General features: G+C 36.5%; 14 protein-coding genes and 1 tRNA gene. 7 read left to right on the forward strand and 8 right to left on the reverse strand.

Annotated features, from left to right (window positions below; genetic code table 11):
- Positions 1-56 precede the first annotated feature (56 nt).
- The 6 genes from infB to ACY651_RS15235 all read left to right on the forward strand — a co-directional run bounded on the left by infB (position 57) and on the right by ACY651_RS15235 (position 7,044).
- Entirely contained in the window at positions 57-2,999 is a 2,943-nt protein-coding gene (infB, locus tag ACY651_RS15210; RefSeq protein ID WP_462254255.1) for a translation initiation factor IF-2, read from the forward strand.
- A 168-nt stretch (positions 3,000-3,167) separates the two neighbouring features.
- Entirely contained in the window at positions 3,168-4,553 is a 1,386-nt protein-coding gene (locus ACY651_RS15215; RefSeq protein WP_462254257.1) for a peptidylprolyl isomerase, read from the forward strand.
- Between the two features lie 228 nt (positions 4,554-4,781).
- Positions 4,782-5,975: a GTPase HflX gene (gene hflX, locus ACY651_RS15220; RefSeq protein ID WP_462254259.1), complete on the forward strand. Its 1,194-nt coding sequence runs from the start codon at positions 4,782-4,784 to the stop codon at positions 5,973-5,975.
- Positions 5,976-6,107: 132 nt separating this feature from the next.
- Positions 6,108-6,470: a Rieske (2Fe-2S) protein gene (locus tag ACY651_RS15225; RefSeq protein ID WP_462254261.1), complete on the forward strand. Its 363-nt coding sequence runs from the start codon at positions 6,108-6,110 to the stop codon at positions 6,468-6,470.
- 154 nt (positions 6,471-6,624) lie between these two features.
- A tRNA-Asn gene (locus ACY651_RS15230) sits at positions 6,625-6,698 on the forward strand.
- A 43-nt stretch (positions 6,699-6,741) separates the two neighbouring features.
- Positions 6,742-7,044 (forward strand): GIY-YIG nuclease family protein, encoded by a 303-nt coding sequence (locus ACY651_RS15235; RefSeq protein WP_462254263.1) that lies wholly within the window; start codon positions 6,742-6,744, stop codon positions 7,042-7,044.
- Between the two features lie 79 nt (positions 7,045-7,123).
- Here ACY651_RS15235 and ACY651_RS15240 read toward each other — a convergent pair whose 3' ends face one another.
- Positions 7,124-7,843: a reverse transcriptase family protein gene (locus ACY651_RS15240; protein WP_462254281.1), complete on the reverse strand. Its 720-nt coding sequence runs from the start codon at positions 7,841-7,843 to the stop codon at positions 7,124-7,126.
- 761 nt (positions 7,844-8,604) lie between these two features.
- Here ACY651_RS15240 and ACY651_RS15245 point away from each other — a divergent pair.
- Positions 8,605-9,654, forward strand: a complete 1,050-nt coding sequence (locus ACY651_RS15245) for a Fic family protein (protein WP_462254265.1) — start codon at positions 8,605-8,607, stop codon at positions 9,652-9,654.
- Between the two features lie 159 nt (positions 9,655-9,813).
- Here the strand turns inward: ACY651_RS15245 and moaCB are convergent, their stop codons facing one another.
- The 7 genes from moaCB to ACY651_RS15280 form a co-directional block, all read right to left on the reverse strand.
- A complete protein-coding gene (moaCB, locus tag ACY651_RS15250; RefSeq protein ID WP_462254267.1) occupies positions 9,814-10,755 on the reverse strand; it encodes a bifunctional molybdenum cofactor biosynthesis protein MoaC/MoaB in 942 nt (313 codons plus the stop codon).
- Positions 10,724-11,164, reverse strand: a complete 441-nt coding sequence (locus ACY651_RS15255; protein ID WP_462254269.1) for a molybdenum cofactor biosynthesis protein MoaE — start codon at positions 11,162-11,164, stop codon at positions 10,724-10,726. Before ACY651_RS15255 ends, moaCB begins: the two co-directional genes overlap by 32 nt.
- Positions 11,164-12,285, reverse strand: coding sequence for a molybdopterin-synthase adenylyltransferase MoeB (gene moeB, locus ACY651_RS15260; protein WP_462254271.1), 1,122 nt, complete (start codon positions 12,283-12,285; stop codon positions 11,164-11,166). Before moeB ends, ACY651_RS15255 begins: the two co-directional genes overlap by 1 nt.
- A 3-nt stretch (positions 12,286-12,288) precedes the next feature.
- A complete protein-coding gene (locus ACY651_RS15265) occupies positions 12,289-12,519 on the reverse strand; it encodes a MoaD/ThiS family protein (RefSeq protein ID WP_462254273.1) in 231 nt (76 codons plus the stop codon).
- 50 nt (positions 12,520-12,569) lie between these two features.
- Entirely contained in the window at positions 12,570-13,307 is a 738-nt protein-coding gene (locus ACY651_RS15270; protein ID WP_462254275.1) for a sulfite exporter TauE/SafE family protein, read from the reverse strand.
- A 6-nt stretch (positions 13,308-13,313) separates the two neighbouring features.
- Positions 13,314-14,498, reverse strand: coding sequence for a molybdopterin molybdotransferase MoeA (locus ACY651_RS15275; protein ID WP_462254277.1), 1,185 nt, complete (start codon positions 14,496-14,498; stop codon positions 13,314-13,316).
- 117 nt (positions 14,499-14,615) lie between these two features.
- Positions 14,616-15,470 (reverse strand): GTP 3',8-cyclase MoaA, encoded by an 855-nt coding sequence (locus ACY651_RS15280; RefSeq protein ID WP_462254279.1) that lies wholly within the window; start codon positions 15,468-15,470, stop codon positions 14,616-14,618.
- Position 15,471: the final 1 nt, after the last annotated feature.

The following is a 15,471-nucleotide window of genomic DNA, read 5'->3' on the forward strand; positions in this document are numbered from 1 at the left end:
AATAAAAACTATGTCCTATGATTAATTAAAAGAAAAAAGCAGATTAAAACAAACGAATGTCAGAAGTAAATACACCAAGGTTGATGGCTGCGGCCAAAGAATTTAACATAGGTACTTCTACCCTGGTAGATTTTCTTGTGTCCAAAGGGTTTAGTAATGATGAGTTGAAACCTACTTCAAAACTAACGGAATCGATGTACCGTGTGTTGCAGTCGGAGTTTCAGCAGGATAAGGCAGCAAAGCAAAAAGCAGAACAGGTAGAATTATCCAAAGGCTCGGCAGAACTTAAAAAGAAAAAAGACGAGGAAGATCTGTCAATAAAGAAAAAAGAAGCGGCAAAACCTAAAGAAGAAAAACCTGTTGAACTTGTAAAACCTGCAGAAGTTGAAAAGCCGGTAGAAAAAAAGACAGAACCGGTAAAAGCAGAAACTGCAAAACCAGAAGTAACAAAAATTGATGCACCCGAAATAGAATCGCCTAAAGTACTCGATAAAATAGACCTGGATGCAATAGACTCTTCTACAAGGCCTAAAAAATCAACAAAGAAAAAAGAAGTTGAAACTGAAGCTCCACAAGTTGAAGAAGAAAAATCTAAAGAAACTAAAAAAGTAAAGAAGCCTGCAACAGAAGAAGTAAAGCCGGAAGCTAAAAAAGAAGTACCAGTTGCACCAGTACAACCACCAGTTGCAGAAGAGCCACAGGAAAATCTTCCACCAGTAATTGAAAATATACAGGCAGATAAATTAACCGGCCCTAAAATTTTAGGAAAGATTGATTTGCCGGTTGATAATGATACCAGGCCAAAAAGAGAAAGTGAGGATAAGCGCAAACGTAAGCGCATTCCTATGGAGAAAAAAGGCGGCCAGCCACAACAAGGCGGTGGAGGTAATCAACAACAGCGTCCGCAACAGGGCGGCGGCCAGCAACAACGTCCACAAGGCGGACCGGGCCAGCAACAAGGCGGCGGTACCGGGCAAAATACGCAAAACAGAAGACCACCACAACAGGGCAGCGGTACAAATAATAATACCGGCGGCGGAAGATTTAACCGTGGCGGAAATACCGGCGCAGCACAAGGCGGCCGCAGAGAAGATAAAGTAATTGATGCAAAAGAAATTCAGGATAAATTAAGAGAAACACAGGCCAAACTTGCAGGCGCAGGCGGCAGGGGAAAAAGTTTAAAAGCAAAATACCGTAAAGCAAAAAGAGACGAACAGGCAGAACAAACCGGATCACCTGATGAAACTAACAAATTACAGGTAACAGAATTTATTTCGGTAAGTGAACTTGCCAATTTAATGGATGTAAGTTTTGCCGATGTTATCAGCAAGTGTATGAGTTTGGGTATAATGGTATCTATCAATCAGCGTTTAGAAGCCGACGTTATAGAACTGGTAGCAAGTGAATTTGGATACGATGTAGAATTTATTGGTGTGGATGATGCTGCCGAACTGGAAGCAGATGATGAAGAAGATAACGAAGAAGATTTAAAACCACGGGCACCTATTGTAACCATCATGGGCCACGTAGATCATGGTAAAACTTCGTTGCTGGATTATATAAGAAATACCAATGTAATTGCCGGCGAGGCTGGAGGTATTACACAGCATATTGGAGCTTATGAAGTAACGCTGGCCAATGGCCGCCATATCACTTTCCTGGATACACCGGGTCACGAGGCATTTACCGCCATGAGGGCACGTGGTGCAAAAGTTACAGATATTGCCGTAATTGTAGTAGCTGCTGATGATGCAGTAATGCCACAAACTAAAGAAGCTATCTCACATGCACAGGCCGCAAACGTGCCTATGATATTTGCCATAAATAAAATTGATAAAGACGGTGCCAACCCCGAAAAAATTAAAGAACAGCTTTCGGTAATGAATATATTGGTAGAAAGCTGGGGTGGTAAATTTCAAAGCCAGGAAATAAGTGCAAGACAAGGTCTGAATATTGATTTGTTACTTGAAAAAATATTGCTGGAAACAGATATTTTAGAACTAAAAGCAAATCCGGTGAAAGTTGCTAACGGAACAGTTATAGAAGCCTCATTAGATAAAGGCCGTGGTTATGTGGCAACAATTCTTGTACAAAATGGTACACTAAAACAAGGCGATATGATTGTATCGGGCCAAAACTTTGGTAAAGTAAAAGCCATGTACAACGAACGTAACCAACGCAGCGAAACTGCACCACCATCAACACCCGTATTAATTTTAGGATTAAATGGGGCACCACAGGCTGGTGAGACTTTTAAAGTTTTTGCCAACGAAGCAGAAGCAAGGGAAACTGCCTACAAACGTGGACAAATTTTACGTGAGCAGGGCATGAGAGCTAAAAAACATATTACACTCGATGAAATTGGACGACGTTTGGCATTAGGCAACTTTAAAGAATTGAACGTAATTATTAAAGGTGATGTGGATGGATCGGTAGAAGCATTAAGCGATAGTTTACAAAAATTAAGTACCGAAGAAATTGTAATTCGTGTAATACATAAAGCGGTAGGTGCCATCAGCGAAAGTGATGTAACCTTAGCCAATGCGTCCGATGCAATCATTATTGGTTTTAATGTTCGTCCTTCAATACAGGCCGCAAGACTTGCCGAAAACGAAGCCATTCAAATTAAACTGTACTCCATTATTTATAACGCCATTGAAGAAATTAAGAGTGCCATGGAAGGTATGCTTGAGCCTGGTGTAGAAGAAAAAATACTGGGTAATGTAGAAATAAGAGAAACCTATAAGTTTGATAAAGCTACCGTGGCAGGATGTTTTGTTCTGGATGGAAAAATTGCCCGTAACAACCGTATACGTTTGGTACGTGATGGTATTGTAATATTTACCGGAGAGCTGCAAAGTTTAAAACGCTTTAGAGACGATGCAAAAGAAGTAACCAGCAGTATGGAGTGCGGATTAACTATAAAAAATTACAATGATATTAAAACAGGCGATATAGTAGAGGCATTTGAAGAAGTGGAAGTAAAGAGAACCCTGTAATATTTTGTTAATTGGGTTTTAATAAAAGCAAAAAGTAAAACTTCGTTTTATTTTTACTTAAATATTTTTTTGAACCCGGCTTTATCAATACTATTTAGCTTCATTGGCGTCGCACTCTTGTACTGTATATCATTATTCAGCAGGTGCGGTTACTAAAAATAATTTTAAATGAAAAAACATTTCCTATTTTTTATTGCAATATTCTTTTTTGCATTTGCAGTTACAGCGCAACCGCCGGTACCATCACAAACCAAAAGAGTGGTGGCCGATAAAATTATTGCAGTAGTTGGCGATAAAATTGTTTTAAAAAGCGATATCGACAACAGCCTTTCCGATATGCAGCGCCAGGGAATTGAAATACCAGAAAATGCAAAGTGTTTAACACTGGAGCAGGCTATGGGTATTAAAGCTTTAGTGCTGCAGGCCGAAAAAGATTCGCTGCCAGTAACTGAGGAAGAAATAGAAGTGGATATCGATAACCGTATCCGTAATTATATAAGCCAGTTTGGTTCAAAAGACGAGCTGGAAAAAATAGCCGGTAAATCGGTGTACCAGTTAAAAGAAGATTTTAAAGAAGGGATAAGGGATCAAAAATTATCGCAGGCCATGCGTAATAAAGTGGTGGGAGATATTCGTATTACACCAAAAGAAGTGCAGGAATATTTTAATAAAATACCCTCCGACAGTTTGTTTTTATACGAAAGTGAAGTAGAAATTGGCCAAATTGTTATTTTTCCTAAAGCCAGCCGTGATGCAGAGGAATATGCCGTACAGCAATTAAAAGAATTTAAAGAACAAATAGAAACAGGTAAAAAAGATTTTTGTACAGTTGCAAATAATAATACCGACGATCCGGGGAGTAAAGATAAATGCGGCCAGTACGAAGTTAACCGGAGCCAAAAATCTTACGATCAAACCTGGTTAAACAAGGCATTTACTTTAAAAGAAGGCCAGATATCAACTCCTTTTAAAACACGTTTTGGATATCACATACTGCAACTGGTAAGCCGCTCCGGCGACGATGCCACAGTAAGGCATATACTTAAAATACCACAGGTTACAAAAATAGAAATTAAAGAAGCCATGGAAAGATTAGATTCTGTAAGAGCAAAATTAATTACAGGAAATATTCAGTTTGGCGAAGCAGTTAATAAATACAGCAACGATGAAGAAAGTAAATTTACCGCAGGTATGCTGCAGGGCAGGGATGGAAGTTTTTTAACTATTGATCAGCTGGATAAAGATATGGTGGTGATGCTGAAAGATTTAAAAATTGGTCAATACTCTCAACCTGTAGAATATGCAGACCAAACAGGTAAGAGAGGAGTACGTATTGTGTATTTAAAAACTAAAACAGAACCACACCGTGAAAATTTGAAAGACGATTATAACCGTATTTCGCAAAGGGCGCTTGAAGAAAAAAAGAATGACGCATTAGACGCCTGGTTTATTAAAAAAATACCTACATATTTTATAATGGTGGATGATGAATTTAAAAGTTGCCCCGAAATGAAAAAATGGACAGCAGCATCTAACACGGCTTTAAAAAATTAATTTACTGTATTGATAAAATAAAAAGCGTTCCGGTACTGCCGGAACGCTTTACTTTTGTACAGGATTGCCACAGAGGCTCAGAAGCACAGAAAAATACTATAAATACACATTATATTTTTGCTTGTAATAGCAGAATTTACTTTCTGTGCTTCCGTGCCTCAGTGGCAAAAAACATCTGCCGCAGGCAGCTAACATTATTTATAAAATTTGCAGTTAAAATAAAAAACATTGATAGAAAAAAAACAACTTTTTACAAAAGAAGAAAACTGCATTTTGGTTGGTCTTATTTATAAAGAACAAACAGAAATACAGGTTAACGAGTATCTGGATGAACTTACTTTTCTGGCCGAAACTGCTGGCGCACAAACAATAAAACGGTTTACACAAAAACTTCCTCATCCCGATAGTAAAACATTTGTTGGTAAAGGAAAATTAGAAGAGATAAAACAATTTATTTTATTAAAAGGTAATATCCATATTGTAATTTTTGATGATGAACTAACCGGTTCACAAATTCAGAATATAGAAAAAGAACTGAACGTAAAAACCATCGACCGCAGCGATTTAATTTTAGACATATTTGCCAGCCGTGCAAAAACGGCACAGGCAAAAACACAGGTGGAGCTGGCGCAATACCAATATATTTTACCCCGCCTTAAAGGTATGTGGAAACATTTGGAACGCCAGGGCGGCGGTGTTGGTACAAGAGGCCCCGGTGAAACTGAAATTGAAACAGACAGGCGTATTGTAAAAGATAAAATAGGTTTGTTACGTAAACGGCTGGCCGAAATTGATAAGCAATCTTTTACACAACGAAAAGACAGAGGGGAATTTATACGTGTAGCACTGGTGGGTTACACCAATGTGGGCAAATCTACCTTAATGAATTTATTAAGCAAGAGCGAAGTGTTTGCCGAAAATAAATTATTTGCAACATTAGATACTACTACCCGTAAAGTGGTGTTTGAACAAACACCTTTTTTATTAAGCGACACCGTTGGTTTTATACGAAAGCTGCCGCATCATTTAGTGGAAAGTTTTAAAAGTACATTAGATGAAGTGAGAGAAGCGGATGTGTTATTGCATGTGGTAGATATTTCTCATCCGCAATACGAAGAACAAATAACAGTGGTAAATAAAACCTTAGCGGAATTAAAAATAGAAGAAAAACCCACCATCACTATTTTTAATAAAATGGATAAGTACGAAGCAGAAGCCTTTGACCAATGGCTGGAAGCCGATGTAAAAAAAGAAATACTGAAAGATTTAAAACAACGCTGGCAAACTGAAACAAAAGGCAATTGTGTTTTTGTATCGGCCATCGAAAAAACAAATATCGATTTGTTGCGGCAAACTATTTTAAATGCAGTAAGAGATACTTACCGCATCCGTTATCCTTACAAAGCTGAATTTTTTTATTGAGAAGTAGCCACGGATTACACAAATTTCTACAGATTAAAACACACTGCATTTCATCCGTGTAAATTCGTGTAATCCGTGGCAGAAAACTTATGCCGAAGGCATAAAGCCTTTTTAAAACCACCGGCAAATTAAATGGACGCAAACAAAAAATACACCTGGCATAAAATTGCAGCAAGCATTGAAGAAATTAATTTTTCTGCAAATGGATTAGCAGAAATAGCTGCCGGTAATAAAACCATTTGTATTGCCCTGCACCAAAATGAATTATTTGCCTGCACCCAAAAATGTCCGCACGCCGGGGGTATTATGGCTGGCGGACATATAGATGCCACCGGGAATATTGTTTGCCCTTTACATCGCTACAAATACAGCCTTAGTAATGGCCGCAATACCAGTGGCGAAGGCTATTTTTTAAAAACTTTTCCTGTAGAAATGCGACAGGAAGGCATATTTGTGGGCCTGGAAAAAAATAACCTTTTTGGCTTACTTAAATAGTTGCCTTTATTTTTTTTCCAAAAGCTAAAAAGCCTTACTTTTGCCCTCCCTTAAAAGGGAAGTATAAATTCCTCCTTAGCTCAGTTGGTTAGAGTCCCGTAACTACGGGATTAATCAAATGAGAGTTGGATAGAAATAGAGTTTTTGGTGATACTCCTCCTTAGCTCAGTTGGTTAGAGCATCTGACTGTTAATCAGAGGGTCGCCCGTTCAAGTCGGGCAGGGGGAGCAAAAAGCCTCGAAGTAATTCGGGGCTTTTGTATTTTTATAAAATGTTCTACATTTATTTTCTTTATTCGCCATCTTCAAACATTTATTATGTTGGTTATACAAATAATTATTTAAAGAGACTATCTGAGCATAACGGCTCAGAGAAAAATACTTTTACTAGTAAGCACAGGCCATGGATACTTAAAGCAGTTTTTGAATGCGGATATGAAGAATCTCTGGCAATTACGATTGAAAAGTTTATCAAAAAACAAAAAAGCAGGGTACTGATAGAAAAAATAATAGACGGAATGCAACTTATAGGCTCCTTAGCTCAGTTGGTTAGAGTCCCGTTTTTACGGGATTAATCAGAGGGTCGCCCGTTCAAGTCGGGCAGGGGGAGCAATAGAACCTCACTGCTTTACAATTGTTGTAAGGCAGTTTTTTTTACTTTAATCCGGATATTGAGGAGCTAATTAAATTATAACTCATAACCTGATTTTTATAAACCCTAAGGTTATAATTAGATGCAGTTTTTTTCTGCATTAAAAATGGCAGCTCTAAAATACTCCCCTTCACAAATATTCCTGTTACTTCACAATAATCCTTTCGGTAATGGATTTTTTCATGTGCGATATAAAAATTATCCTGCTTAATTATATTAATTATCTGTGGGATGAGATTTTTAAAATGTTGATTAGAAGAAAAAGTCAAGTCATCCAGGAATGTTGTAAAAGTCAAGCCATTATCTTTTGCCAGCGTATATAATTTATTCCCAGTATCGAGAAAAATAAGATTTGCAATTATGGGAGAACTGGGAACACCTTGAGGAAGCGAACCTTGGTAAGTAGTTAATTGAGTTAATATTCTTGAAACGGATGGCGAAAAACCGTTTTTATTAAAAACCTTGTTCACCTGATGATGATTAATATTAGTAAAATATTTTTTTAGATCAACTGTAAGAAAATATTTATGAGTTAAATGTTGCTGTGCATTTTGAATATTGTTTTTCCCTTTGATAGAACCAAACATATAATCAGGCAGTACAATTTTATTAAGAAGCTGGCTTATGCGTTGTTGCCGGCATTTTAAATTATGATCAGGTACTATTAATTTTCTATATTTTATTTTTCCTGAATGATACCTTTGAAATTCTCCATACTTTATTTAGGGTTTAATTTTAGGTGAATAATAGCGTTGAAGATTTGAAGTAATCGTATCGAGCTCTTTTTCGGGTAATCCTAAGAAAGAATATAAATTAGGTAAACTTTTAATCATAAAAAACCAGGGTTTAGAACATGGTTTTGATAACTTCCGCAATGTGCTTAAATAACAAAGAAGGCTTTAATAGTTTTGCCCATCTTCGCTTAGGTAAATGCGTTCTCGTATTTGAACGATACGTTACCCGGATAGTTACTTCATCAAATACCTGTTCGTTGTTGAACTTGCAATTAAAATTTAATTGTGTAGTTCCGATACTTTTGCGCATTTTTTGGCGCTTAACCTTTTTCATGTTTAATGATTTAGGTACTGTGACAAAATCGTCCCACACACACGAATAGTGTCACAACTCATACTATTATATTTACAAATTTTAAATCCACCCTGGTTATTTTTTAATTTCCGAGCTGCCACATGGCGAGGGAATAGTGGAATGTGTAACTCAATACACTTTAAATGCTGAGTCAAAAAAGTATCAGATGCAAAGAACTTTTATAAAAATAGTAAATGATGTTATAAATTTCAAGCAAAAGAAAGTAACTGTCAATATCTGGTTAATAATAATTATCAGATATGCGGATAATCAATCTATTGAAGCTCTATATAGAAACAGATTGGTTTTATAGCTCATTAGTAGGCTATTTTACAGCTCAAAAAATACCAATTATGAGCTATTATTAGTATTTTTGTGAGCTATAATTTAGAAAATGGCAAAAAAGCAACCAGATTACCCCCAACGAATTATCAACTTTATTAAAGCCAATCCAAAATCCTCTTCTCAGCAAATACTTAATGGTTTGGGAATTGATATTAGCATTGCAACCTTAAAAAGAGCTCTACAAAAATTAATTGCAGAACAGCTTGTATCATCAACCGGTAAACTAAAAAGTACAAAGTATGAAATTAGTACGCAATATGCTATAGTAAGACCTATTGATGTAAACCAGTATTTTGAAAAAGAAATTGACGAAAGAGTAATTCAAAATAATTTCAATCATCTATTACTTAAAGAAATTTTAAGTAAGATATCTTTATTTACAAAAGAAGAATTGTCTCAATTAAACCAGTTACAAAACGTTTATACCAGCAATTCCTCAAAACTTACTCCATCAGAATACAAGAATGAATTGGAGCGCTTAGCTATTGATTTAAGTTGGAAATCATCTCAAATAGAAGGCAACACTTATTCATTATTGGAAACGGAACGTTTATTAAAAGACAAAGAAACCGCTGCCGGAAAAACAAAAGATGAAGCAACAATGCTACTCAACCATAAAGACGCTATTGATTTTATTGTTGCCAATCCAGACTACATTAAAACGTTGTATGTTTCAAGTATTGAGGATATACATAGCATCTTGGTTAAAGAATTGGGCATTTCCAAAAATGTAAGAAATAGAAGAGTAGGTATTTCAGGTACAAACTACAAGCCTCTTGATAATGAATTTCAAATCAAGGAAGCATTAAAAGATATGTGCAGCATTGTTAATAATAACAATAATGTATTTGAAAAAGCTTTATTAACGCTTGTTTTGATTTCCTATATTCAGCCATTTGCAGATGGAAACAAAAGAACGGCTAGAATAATCGGTAATGCAATTTTAATGAGCAATCATTATTGTCCTGTTTCTTTTAGAACAATTGATTCAGTAGAGTATAAAAAAGCAATGTTGATTTTCTATGAGCAAAATAATATTAACCCTTTTAAAAAGATCTTCATAAATCAATTTGAATTTGCTGTTAAAACTTATTTCTAAATCCGTTTTTTCATTGGAAGAATCGTCCCAAAAATTTCTATTTTTTACAACAAGTGGTGGAAGATAAAACCTGGAATTTTTTCGAGGCTATTGTATTTCAATTCCTTTACTTGGCTAATTTAAAATTACAGTTCTCTTATTCTGCAAAAAAATCCACCCCTAATCATGCCGCATTCCTTCCGCAATTTTAAATACATGTAAAATATAAGGAAAGAGGGCATCAATAGTTTCGGCAGCACCTTTGGTTGAGCCAGGTAAAGTAAGTACCAATGTTTTATCAATAAATCCGCAAACACCTCTTGATAACATGGCGTAAGGCATGCGCTGCTGACCATAGTTTCTGGCTGTCTCCATTATGCCATCTATCTCACGGGTAAGCATGGGCTTTATGGCATCAGGTGTAATATCTCTTGGCGAAACACCAGTGCCACCCACAAATACCAGCAGGTTACATTCACTTACGGTATATTGTTTTGCTTTTTGCTGGATTAAATCAAAATCATCTGCAATGGTTTCCTGTGCCATCACGTTAATTTTATGTGCAGTTAATTTTTCTGCTACTTTTATTCCTGCGGTATCTTCTTTTTCTTTTTTCGAAACACTGTCGGAGCAAACAATCACTACTGCTTTTAAATTTGCCGTCTGCTGGGTAAAATCTGTTTTGCCTCCTTTTTTATTTTCTAATTTAATGTTTGATATCTCCACGCCTTTATCCAATGGCTTCAGCATATCATACATGGTTAATGCTGTTATAGCGGCACCATGCATGGCTTCTACTTCTACACCGGTTTTATAAATGGTATGCACTTCCACAGTGATGATAATGCTTAAGCCCTTAACAGTATGTTTGATTGCAGCAAATTCTACAGGTAGTGGATGACAATCGGGAATTACATCACTGGTTTTTTTTATGGCCAGCAAACCTGCCGCTCTCGAAAATTCAAACACATCGCCTTTGGGTACAGTTTTATTTTTTACAGCATCAATTGTTTCCTGTTTAGAAACTGTGACTGTTGCAGATGCAATCGCCTCACGTAAGCTGTTTGATTTATGTGTGATGTTTACCATGTTATTTATTGGTTTTCCATTGAATACTTTCATCTAAAAATATTTCTTTCCCCCAAACCGGTAATTCTGCTTTTATTCTTTCTACCGTTTCATTACAGGCATCAATGGCCGCTTTGCGGTGTGCCGAAGAAGTAAATACAAATAAACAAATTTCTCCTGCAACTATTTTGCCCAGGCTGTGATACACATGGATACAGGTAAGCGGATATTTTGCAAATATGGCCTCTCTTATTTCATGCATTTTCTCCAAAGCCATTTCCTCATATGCTGTGTATTCAATTGCTGCTACTTTTATCTCGTTAATAATATCGGCTCTTACCTGCCCTAAAAAAATACTGTGTCCACCAATGGCAGTATTAGTACTGTGCTTTGCAATACTCTCTCCAATAAAAGATGCAGCTATTGGCCCCAGAATAAAAATATTTTTTGGCTTTCTTTCCATTATAATAATTGTTTTGCAAGTTGCTGTTTCCATACTGTAATACCGCCATGCAAACTGTATATTTTTTTTGATGTGCCGAAAACTGCTGTTAATTGTTTTGCTGCCTGCAAACTTCTTTTACCCGATTGGCAAATAGCAACTACAGCGGAGGCGTTTAATAAAGAAAAATTTTCTGCTAATTGTGATAAGGGAATTTTTTGATGATCAAATTCTTTAATAACCGGCAGCTCATCCAATTCTCTTACATCAATAATATTTATATCACCGGATGATAATAACTTATTAAAAAAAACAACATCAATTTCCGGCGGATCAATTGTTGCACTGCATAACCAATCGTAATTGGTTTGTTCAAAGGCGGTTTTATCTTTCGGTATCAATGCACGTGTTTCAGCATTTGCCGATAATTCCAATTCATATATTTGATTGTTTAGTGCATTGTACGTAAGTAACCGGTTGATTAGCGGCTTGCCAATACCAGTTATTAATTTTATAGTTTCGTTTGCCTGCATGGTACCAATTATACCCGGCAAAACTCCCAGCACACCAGCTTCTGCACAATTCATTATTTCATTTTCTTTTGGTGGTTGAGGAAATAAATCACGGTAGTTAACAGCATTTTTGTCAGGGCAGTTAAATACCGCCACCTGTCCTTCGTACTGCGAAACAGCTCCGTACACCAATGTTTTATTTAATAACACACAGGCATCATTAATCATGTACCGGCTTGCAAAATTATCTGTACCGTCAATAATTATATCATACTTGTCAATTATTAAAAATGCGTTTTGTGTGGTTAATCTTTCTGCGTAATCAATAATATTTATTTCAGGATTACTTTTTTGTAAAACAGCAGCGGCGCATGTTGCTTTGAATAAACTAATATCATTTACTGTAAATAAAATTTGCCGGTGCAGGTTAGATAATGCTACCACATCATCATCAACAATACCAATGGTGCCAATACCGGCTGCTGCTAAATATTGTAAGGCCGGGCAACCCAAACCACCGGCACCAATCACTAATACTTTTGCCTGCAACAATTTTTGCTGCCCGGCTTCACCAAAGTTTTTTAAAATCATCTGGCGCTGATAACGATCATATAAAATATTTTTATTCATTTTTTATCCGCCGGAAAATGGTGGTAATAATGCAACTGTATAATCTTCTTTTAAAACAGTATTTACCGTTACCTGTTTTTTATTTACCGCTATTACATATTTATAATTCGCCAGCTCCGGAAATTTTTTATGCAGGGCCTGTTGTAAACTTTCTGTATCCGCAATGTTATCGATTACCAGGTTTTCTCCCAGCACTTCACTAAGCTGACCAAATATGATGATGTTAATTTTCATTACTTATTGCCGAATTGATTGGTAACGCAAAAATACATTTCATTTACAGTTTATGCAGTAGTAAATAATAATTTATAAGATGCCAGCATGAGTACTACAGCCAGCATATATTTTAAAATGGTTTGATTAAATTTTAAAGAACCAAAGTAAGCTCCACAAACACCGCCAGCAAAAGCAATGGCAACAAAGGCATACATATCTGTGCTAAAGTGTATGCCTTTGGTAAGCTGGCCTGCCAAACCTGCAATAGAATTTACAAAGATGAACAGGGCACTGGTGCCAGCCGCTTTTTTCATATCTGTCCATTTTAATAATAACAGTACCGGCGTTAAAATAATGCCACCACCAATGCCAATCATGCCTGATAATAAACCAATGCCTGCACCAATTACCAATGATAAAACAGTATTTGATTTTTTTAAATCATCTGCAGCAACTGTATTAAAAAATAAGAATCGAATGATGGGAATGATTAATAATAAACCTAATATTTTTTTATAAACGAAAGTATCTATTGAAATTAATCCTCCAACAAAAGCCATGGGTACAGAAGCAATTGCGAATGGTAAAAATATTTTCCAGTCAAAATGTTTGCCCCGGTAAAACTGAATGAAGGAGGTGAGTGATACAAAGAGGTTTAATAGCAGCGCTGTTGGTTTCATTACATCGGGGGTAAAACTAAAAATGGCCATCAATGCCAGGTAACCACTGGCACCTCCATGACCAACCGATGCATATAAAAAAGCAACCAGGAACAATAACCCATAAAACAGATAAATATTTTCCATAAAAAATTAAGCAGGTAATGAATGCACTTCTACCATTTCTCCTGCTGCACATTGCGTTACTTCTTCATTTATTTTTACAAGACAGTTGGCTTTTGCAAAAGAACTGAGGCGGTAAGATTCCTGTGCATCAAGTATACTTACTGTTTCGCCATTATAAAATCCTTTTAAAAAATGAGTGAGTGCATTTGTTTTGCTGAATGATTTTTCTAACGGTGCATTAAGAGATTGTAAATTTAATTGCTGCCGTGTTAATATTGCTAATGCACTAAGTACATATTCATAAAAACAGGTTAGTACCGATGATGGATTGCCCGGTAAACCAAAAATTATTTTATTTTCTTTTTTACCAAAGAATAATGGTTTACCCGGCCGCTGTTTTATTTTATGAAACAACTTTGTAACGCCGCAATTTGCTGCAGCCTGCAGTACAAAATCATAATCGCCTGCGCTTATGCCACCGGTGAGCAACACTACATCACTTTGCTGCAATGCCTGTTGTAAAATGCCGGTTAATATTTTCAGGTCATCGTCTGCCCTCCATATTTTTACATCATCAATTTGCAGTTGTTGTAATGCCGATGAAAGTGTAAAAGAATTTGATTCGTACACCTGGCCATATTGCAAAGGCTGGCCCGCCTGCTGCAATTCTTTACCGGTAATAATAATACTGATGAATGGATTTGGAAATACTTTTATTGCAGTAATACCAATGCCTGCTAAAAATCCAATGGCTGCAGGTGATAATAAAGTTCCATTTTCTAAAGCCAGTTCACCCGCTTTCATTTCAGAACCTTTTGGCCGCACATTTGTTCCTTGTTTTATTACTTCATCTTCTATAATTAATGTTGAATTTTGTACAGTAACTTTTTCCTGCATTACAACAGTATCAGCACCGGGTGGCACTGGTGCACCTGTAAAAATGCGGATGGCTTTTCCTTCTGCAAGTAAAATTTCTGCCTCACTGCCTGCAGCAATTTCTCCCTCAATAATTAATTTATTATGCTGTTGCCACTGACTGAAGAAAAATGCATAACCATCCATTGAGGATTGTGGAAATGCAGGAATGTCAACAGTTGAATACACATCTTCTGCCAAAATTTTTCCTGCTGCATTTTGCAATTGCATTTGTACTGAATGCAATACAACAATATTTTGTTCAATTATTTTTTTTGCTTCGTCAACTGATATCATGCCTATAAACTTAAGCTATATTTAAATGTAACGGTAAAAATTATTTTTGAATTATTCAGAGTGTTGTTAAGCCCCTTCTGGTACATCCCGACTTTTCGGGAAGGGGGTTTGGGGGTTTTATCCCCCAATCGTAATCATACTCCTGTTATTAATATCTTCCGCATGTATATGCTCAAAATCCGGCGTAAACTGTCCGCCTAATTCTTTTGCTTTGCTGCTGATGCTTTGCTGTATCAATGGTAATACCGCTTCTCCTTTTCGTAAGGCAGATAACAGATCGGTTTCTTGTTTTGAAAATAAACAATTCTTCATTTTACCATCGGCGGTTAAACGCATGCGGTTACAATCGCCGCAAAAATTTTCGCTCATGGTACTGATGATAGCAAATGTTCCTGCATGGCCGGGCACCATATATTTTTTTGCAGTATCGTGCTTTTCATCTTTTAAACGGATGTAAGCATATTTTTTTTCTATTACATTTAATATTTCCTGAAGTGTAAAAACTTTATTACTCGTCCACCGGTTGCCGCTAAAAGGCATAAACTCAATAAAGCGAACATGTACCGGTGTATGTTTTGTCCATGCAATAAAATCGTTTATCTCATTATCATTAAAACCCTTCATTGCCACCACATTTATTTTTACATGAAAGTTTTTGTGTAACAGCAACTCAATGTTTTTCATCACCACATCAAACTGGTTGCGCCGGGTAACTAATTGAAATTTTTCTGCCTGCAAAGTATCTAGGCTAATGTTGAGCGAACGCACATTGGCCTGCTCCAGCACATCAACAAATTCATGCAGTCGTGTACCGTTGGTAGTAAGTGTAAGGGTAACGGGTAATTTTGATAAGGCCGTAATAATTTCTGCAGCATCTTTACGCACTAATGGTTCGCCACCGGTAAGCCGAATTTTATTTACACCATTTGCTACAAATATTTTAGCCAGCTTTTCTATTTCATCCACCTGCATT

This window comes from Ferruginibacter sp. (assembly GCF_031391665.1).
Taxonomy (GTDB): domain Bacteria; phylum Bacteroidota; class Bacteroidia; order Chitinophagales; family Chitinophagaceae; genus Ferruginibacter.

Bases quoted from the DNA above. Each gene is read 5' to 3' on its own strand.
- ACY651_RS15245 (WP_462254265.1), top strand. From the start codon at position 8,605: ATGGCAAAAAAGCAACCAGATTACCCCCAACGAATTATCAACTTTATT.
- ACY651_RS15265 (WP_462254273.1), bottom strand. From the start codon at position 12,519: ATGAAAATTAACATCATCATATTTGGTCAGCTTAGTGAAGTGCTGGGA.
- infB (WP_462254255.1), top strand. From the start codon at position 57: ATGTCAGAAGTAAATACACCAAGGTTGATGGCTGCGGCCAAAGAATTT.
- moeB (WP_462254271.1), bottom strand. From the start codon at position 12,285: ATGAATAAAAATATTTTATATGATCGTTATCAGCGCCAGATGATTTTA.
- ACY651_RS15270 (WP_462254275.1), bottom strand. From the start codon at position 13,307: ATGGAAAATATTTATCTGTTTTATGGGTTATTGTTCCTGGTTGCTTTT.
- ACY651_RS15255 (WP_462254269.1), bottom strand. From the start codon at position 11,164: ATGGAAAGAAAGCCAAAAAATATTTTTATTCTGGGGCCAATAGCTGCA.
- ACY651_RS15235 (WP_462254263.1), top strand. From the start codon at position 6,742: ATGTTCTACATTTATTTTCTTTATTCGCCATCTTCAAACATTTATTAT.
- ACY651_RS15275 (WP_462254277.1), bottom strand. From the start codon at position 14,498: ATGATATCAGTTGACGAAGCAAAAAAAATAATTGAACAAAATATTGTT.
- ACY651_RS15215 (WP_462254257.1), top strand. From the start codon at position 3,168: ATGAAAAAACATTTCCTATTTTTTATTGCAATATTCTTTTTTGCATTT.
- moaCB (WP_462254267.1), bottom strand. From the start codon at position 10,755: ATGAAAGTATTCAATGGAAAACCAATAAATAACATGGTAAACATCACA.
- ACY651_RS15280 (WP_462254279.1), bottom strand. From the start codon at position 15,470: ATGCAGGTGGATGAAATAGAAAAGCTGGCTAAAATATTTGTAGCAAAT.
- ACY651_RS15225 (WP_462254261.1), top strand. From the start codon at position 6,108: ATGGACGCAAACAAAAAATACACCTGGCATAAAATTGCAGCAAGCATT.